Origin of the sequence: Mesorhizobium sp. M5C.F.Ca.IN.020.29.1.1 (genome assembly GCF_003997375.1) — a bacterium.
In the GTDB taxonomy this organism is placed as follows: Bacteria; Pseudomonadota; Alphaproteobacteria; order Rhizobiales; family Rhizobiaceae; genus Mesorhizobium; species Mesorhizobium wenxiniae.
Genome location: NZ_RZSW01000389.1, coordinates 1 through 6,170 on the forward strand (window position 1 = coordinate 1; position 6,170 = coordinate 6,170).

4 protein-coding genes and 1 pseudogene are annotated in these 6,170 nt (G+C 58.0%); 4 read left to right on the forward strand and 1 reads right to left on the reverse strand.

The window, feature by feature from the left end:
- The 3 genes from EOA85_RS24945 to EOA85_RS24955 form a co-directional block, all read left to right on the forward strand.
- A partial coding sequence (locus EOA85_RS24945) for a cation:dicarboxylase symporter family transporter (RefSeq protein ID WP_127211544.1) occupies positions 1–387 on the forward strand: 387 nt, incomplete at its 5' end.
- Positions 388–681: 294 nt separating this feature from the next.
- Positions 682–1,743, forward strand: coding sequence for a LacI family DNA-binding transcriptional regulator (locus EOA85_RS24950; RefSeq protein WP_127211545.1), 1,062 nt, complete (start codon positions 682–684; stop codon positions 1,741–1,743).
- A gap of 163 nt (positions 1,744–1,906) precedes the next feature.
- Positions 1,907–2,710: a TIM barrel protein gene (locus tag EOA85_RS24955; protein ID WP_127211546.1), complete on the forward strand. Its 804-nt coding sequence runs from the start codon at positions 1,907–1,909 to the stop codon at positions 2,708–2,710.
- Between the two features lie 48 nt (positions 2,711–2,758).
- On the opposite strand, the gene EOA85_RS24960 is transcribed toward EOA85_RS24955, so the two are convergent.
- Complete coding sequence (locus tag EOA85_RS24960; protein WP_127211548.1) at positions 2,759–3,676, reverse strand: LysR family transcriptional regulator; 918 nt, start codon at positions 3,674–3,676, stop codon at positions 2,759–2,761.
- Positions 3,677–5,242: 1,566 nt separating this feature from the next.
- On the opposite strand from EOA85_RS24960, the pseudogene EOA85_RS24965 reads away from it, so the two are divergent.
- Positions 5,243–6,170 (forward strand): annotated as a pseudogene (locus EOA85_RS24965) (sigma 54-interacting transcriptional regulator); the annotation flags it as partial.

The following is a 6,170-nucleotide window of genomic DNA, read 5'->3' on the forward strand; positions in this document are numbered from 1 at the left end:
GTCGTGGGTCTCGTCATCCCGACTGGATATTCATTCAATCTGGACGGTACCAATATCTACATGACGCTCGCGGCCCTCTTCATCGCCCAGGCGACGAACACTGATTTGTCAATTGGCGACCAGATCCTCCTGCTACTGATTGCGATGCTTTCCTCGAAGGGTGCGGCAGGCGTCACCGGCGCTGGCTTCATCACTTTGGCCGCTACGCTCTCTGTCGTACCGAGTGTTCCCGTTGCTGGAATGGCTCTAATACTCGGCGTGGACCGCTTCATGTCGGAATGCCGCGCGCTGACGAATTTAGTCGGCAACGCGGTGGCATCGCTCGTTGTCGCCCGCTGGGAAGGCGAATTGGACCAGTCGCGGATGGAAGCCGCCTTCCGCGGTTAGGGCTTTCCGCGATTTCAAACTGGCCACCCCACCGACCAAGGTTGCAGCAGCGCCACCTGTATCGAGGGGTTTGGCCACAACAATCGAATCGCCAGGCTCCAAAGAGTGCTCAGCGGGAAATAAAAGCACTAACGCGGTGAGTAATACAAACAATATGGACGACCTAAGCAAACGAACGGTTCACGGATACGCATCTGGTTGCACTTGGAGCGCTGTTCGTCGAATCCACTGTCGAGCGCGGGGTGTGGGAATTACTTCACCTTGCCGCCCCAAGCCGTCGCCGGGGCGCACCGGATGACGGAGAACCGGCCGATCAGAATCGCCAGCGGCAAGCGCGTCACAATTGCCGATCTAGCCCGCGAAGCCGGAGTCAGCGTGGCAACAGTCGATCGGGTTCTGAACGTACGCCTTCCGGTGCGGGAGGAGACCGCCCGGCGGGTCCATGCGGCCGCGCACGCGATCGGCTATCATGCTGCCGGCCTCATCAAACAGCGCTTGCAGCAGCACCTGCCGCACTACAAGCTGGGCTTCATCTTGAGAAAACCTGCCCACCATTTTTACCAAGATTTCGCTCGCGAGATCGAAGCGTCGGTCAGTTTGGCCCAATCCTTTCACGGCCTTCCGGTCATCGAGTTCGCGCAGTCACATTTGCCGCGTGACCTGCTCCCGCTTCTTAAGGACCTTGGAAGCCGCTGCCAGGCGATCGCCATGGTGGCGGCCGATCACCCGAAGATCACAGCATCAGTCGAGGAGCTCAAAGCGAAAGGTATCCCGGTTTTTTCGCTGCTGTCTGACTTCGCCGACGGCGTGCGCGAGGGCTATATCGGCCTCAACAACCGCAAGGTCGGACGGACTGCCGCTTGGGTGTTTTCCAAGGCCGCAAAACGGCCCGGCAAGGTGGCGGTGTTTGTCGGAAGCCACCGTTTCCAGGCCCATGCGCTCCGGGAAATCGCCTTTCGTTCGTATTTTCGTGAGAACGCGCCAAAATTCGAGGTGCTTGATACGCTCGTGAACCTTGATAAACGGCAGCTCACTTACGAAAAATTGCTGGATCTTATGCACCGGGAACCAGAGCTCGTCGGCTTCTATATGGCCGGCGGGGGGATAGAGGGGGCAATTTCCGCGCTCCGAGAAGAGGGGAGCGGTCAGGATCTCGTCGCGATCGTGAGTGAAATCACGCCGCAGTCACGTGGGGCGCTTGCGGATGACATCTTGACGATGGCGGTCGGCACGCCAATGCGCCGACTTTGCCAGGAGCTGATAATGGCAATGGAGCGGGCCATCAAAGCCGGCGTCGCGGAGAGCCCGGGGCAGACATTTCTGCCGTTCGACATCTATCTTCCAGAAAATGTTTGAGCTTGATGGATTTCTATCATGAGCGCCCAGTTTCTTTCACCGATGAAAGGAAAGCTCGATTGACTAGGCGGTCTCTGTCCGATCTGTGAACCGGCGTGGTTCCGTCTTGAAAGAAGCCGGATGCCGATATGGCGGCCGCGCTTCATGGAAGGAAAGTCAAGCAATGCGCCAGGTATCGCCCCGCTTTGAACTCGATCACATGGCGGCGCCCCGCCTTGACGTCAGTGCGCTTTTCGCGCTTGCCCGTGACCAAGGCCTGACCGACGTCCAAATCCGTTACCCTCATTTCAGCAATCCTGTCGCACGCGGCATTCCGGCTGCGGACGTCCGGTTTGCCGCTACCGAAGCGGGCGTCACGATCATCTCTGTCAACGCCTTGCAGCGCTTCGACGACTGGACTCCAACGCGTCAGGCCGAGGCAAGCAACCTCGCCGATTATGCGACGGCGTGCGGGGCGGAGACGCTCGTGCTGGTGCCGGCCAACCGCAGCTCGTGGCCCGCCAATGGCGAGCGCCAGGACAATCTTCGTTTCGCTCTAAACGAGATCAAGCCAATCCTCCAGTCGCGGGGTCTGATCGGTCTCATCGAGCCGCTGGGTTTCCGAACCTGCTCGCTTCGATCAAAGAAGGAAGCGGCCGAGGCCGTTGCCGCGGTTGATGGCCAGTCCGTCTTTCGCCTCGTGCACGACACGTTCCACCACACCCTGGCCGGGGAGACATGCCTGTTCTGCGAGCTTACTGGCCTGGTGCACATTTCAAGCGTAAATGACCCGACCTTCTGGATTTACCCCGATCGCTTTCTTGGAGGTTCCGACAATGGCAGCCAGATTCAGGCGCTGCTGGATGGCGGCTACGCGGGACCTTTCTCGTTCGAGCTGGTCGAGGAAGTCCATTCTCTGGACGATCTCGCAGGCGCACTTGCCGCCAGCATCGACTTTATCCAGCGAGGGCTATTGTCGTCAGAGTAGATGGTGACAGGAGTAGTGAATATAGGTGCGCCTGAATTTTCCGTGGGTTCACAGCGGGGCAGCCATCCGAGATGCCTCCTGCATCATTATCTCCCGCATCCAGATGCTTGCCGGATCGCTATTGTGGAGGGCCGGCCATTGGAGGGTCTCGGTGAATGTGGGAAATGGCAGCGGAAGTTCGATGACCCGCAGGGGGAACGTTTTTTCGAAATGCCTGACCAGCCGCAAGGGCATGGTCGCTATACGAGTTGTGCCGGACACCATAGGTGGGATCATGCTGAAGCCCTGCACGGCGACCTCGACACGTCTCTTAAGGCCATGCTCAAGCAAAAACCATTCCTCGATAGACGGCTTCATCGTACGCCCGAACCTGACCGCGACGTGCCTCATCGACATGTATCTCTCGAATGTAAGCTGCTGTGGCAGCTGCTTGTTTGTCGGACAGCCTACGCACACGAGCTTCTCGTCAAACAGCGCAACGCTTGAATGCACACTCGACGTGAACATATCCGGTAGAATTAGAAAATCGACGTCACCGCGCCGGAGAAGCTCATCGGGGCTATCGTCGACAGGCAGCAGTTCGAAGCTGACGGCGGGGGCTTCCCGTGAAATACGCTCCACAAGCTTTTCGAAAAACACGAGCGTGACGAAATCGGAAAGAATGATCCTGAAGAGGCGATCGGATCGAGCTGGGTTAAACGGATCCGAAGAAATAATCGAGCACTGGATGTGCTGGAGAGCGTCGCGAACTGCAGGGGCAAATGCTGCCGCACGCGGAGTTAGAAAACGTTCGCGGCCTCTTATCGTAAATAGTTCATCGCGGAAATAATCGCGCAGTCGGGCGACGGCCGCACTCATGGCGGGCTGACTCAGGTTGATCCTGCGTGCCGCCGCCGAGAGATTACGCTCCGTCAGCAGTGCGTCGAGCACAACGAGGAGATTTAGATCAAGCCCTTTGAAACGCATGTCATCAGCCATCCATCGGATGGATGCCTTTAACTGAAACAAACGACTTTAACAATATAACCTTCTTGCAATCTTTTGTCGCAAAAAGTTTACGATGGATGACGTTAAGGTCCGACATGTCAACGGCGTGATCTGCCGAAGCGAGCAATCGTACGGTAGTGTGCAGGCTGCCGTGAGGCCTGTGCCAATTCTATCGGCGAAGCCAATGCAGCAGTTCGGCAGCGTTCTTGAGAGCTGTTGTAGGCTCGGCCTAAGCCCATTGGCGCAAGCCTGTCTGAACGAAGCGCCTAGCCTTGTCGTTGGCTTGGGCGTTTACGGCCGGGTGAAGACTTTGCAGGTGGCCCGGAAAGCGTTTGACTGTAGCAGAAGCAATTGTCGGTCATTACGCGCTCGACCCGGGTGCCCAGCTTGGCATAAGGGCTACGGCGGCCTCCACGAAGGCACCGGCACTCGTCTTGCGCTCATCCGGCATGACGTCCTGCGATGCCCCCGAGCGGATGAGTTCGCCCGGATGCTCCCGGTCACGACGCACGGGTTCGGGTTCCAAGCCGCTCAGTTTGTTCAGGCCCAATCGGTGTAGGACGCGGCAGAAATACGAGCGTGACGAAATCGGAAAGAATGATCCTGAAGCGGCGATTGGGTAGAGCCGGGTCAACTATCCGACGAAATAAACGAGCACTGGATGGGCAGGAGAGCGTCGCGAACTGGAGGGCAAGAGCTTTCGGACGCAGCGTTAATTTTGAATACGTCCGCGGCCATGGTCGCGAGCTCGTCGCGCAAATAATCGAGCAGCCGAGCGCTGGCCGCACTCATGACCGGCTGGGCCCGGTTGATCCTGCATGCCGCGCCCATGAGGTTGCGCTCTGTCGGGAGCGCGTCGAGTTCAACGAGGAGATGTTAGTTCACGACCTTTGAAACGCGTGGTCAACTATCCAAAGTGTGGATGCCTTTCATTGAAACAAACGATTTTATCAATGCTCTGGAATCTTGCATGGGCAGAAGCAGCCTCGCTCGACGAGCCGCCGCCTCTACTGGCAGCGGCATCACGCTGTTGAAGCGAGCAGCGCAGCGGCTACTGTTTCCGCACAACTCGGATGGCAATTGGGGCAAGTCCGCACATGTCGTCACGTACGCTGAACGCCGCAGGTACAGCCAAATTGTGGGCGGGGCGTTTCTCCCGTTTTGATAGAACTCTATCAAGCTGACAATTTTCCTCGCACAAATGCAAGGAGAGCTCGATTGACTACCCTCCCTCTCTTGCGTCAACGATGGGTTTGCAGGTTGCGGTGCGGCAGAAGCCGGACAGAACGGCGACCGGTCGAGTAAAGGCCTGCGCAAACAAGCCCGCATATTGCGGGCGCCCGACGAGGAGAAGAAGGCGCTCGTCCTGGTGATAGGCAACGATGGCTCAGGCGCCATTGCCATTTGCCGAGGGCGTCCGCGCGCCGGAAAGCTTCGAGGCAACGAAGGCGCGAGATCGGAGGGTGACAATGATGAAATGCAACGTAGCTCACCGTTCCGTGAAGTTCTGTCGGCGGATGGCGGAGTGGGACGGGCTGCCAAATGGAGCGTAAGAAAGTTATCAAGGAGATGATTGGCGACAGTCCGGCGCTGCGCAAGCTGCGTGAGGAGATCGGCAAGGTGGCCAAGACGAAGACTACGGTCCTGGTGCGAGGTGAATCCGGAACCGGGAAGGAGCTGGTTGCCAAGGCCATTCACGAGCTCTCGCCCCGTGCCAAGCAGCCCTTCATCAAGGTCAATTGCGCGGCGCTCACCGAGACGCTTCTGGAATCTGAATTGTTCGGTCATGAGAAGGGTGCCTTCACCAGCGCATTCAATTCACGCAAGGGGCGCTTTGAGGCTGCCGATAAAGGCACATTGTTTCTGGACGAGATTGGCGAAATATCGGCCTCGTTCCAGGCTAAGCTACTGCGTGTCCTGCAGGAGCAGGAGTTTGAGCGTCTCGGGAGCAACCACACCATTAAAGTCGATGTTCGCGTGATCACCGCAACGAACAGGGACTTGGAAAAGGCGGTTCGATCCAATGAGTTCCGGGAGGACCTCTATTATCGCATCAACGTCGTCCCTTTGCGCGTGCCGGCATTGCGCGAAAGACGAGGTGATATTCCGCTCTTGGCCGCTGAGTTTCTCAAAAATTTCAATGCTGAGAATGATCGCACGCTGACCTTCACTCCCGAAGCGATTGAGGCGCTAATGAACTGCGATTTTCCAGGCAACATCCGAGAGCTCGAAAACTGCGTTCACCGGACAGCGGTTCTGGCGACGGGTCCATCAATCCTCAGAACTCACCTTGCCTGTTGCGTCGGTCAATGCTTCGCTAAGGCGCTTTGGAAGGACGGACCGTGTAAGATCGCGCAACAGCCGGAGCCGACGCCATCGACCGAGGCTTCGGCCGCCGTTGCCGTCCCGCCCGTCGGCAGCGGGCAAGCGCCGGTAGGGCCTGCCGCGGCAGCCCACTTGAATGGTCGGAGGG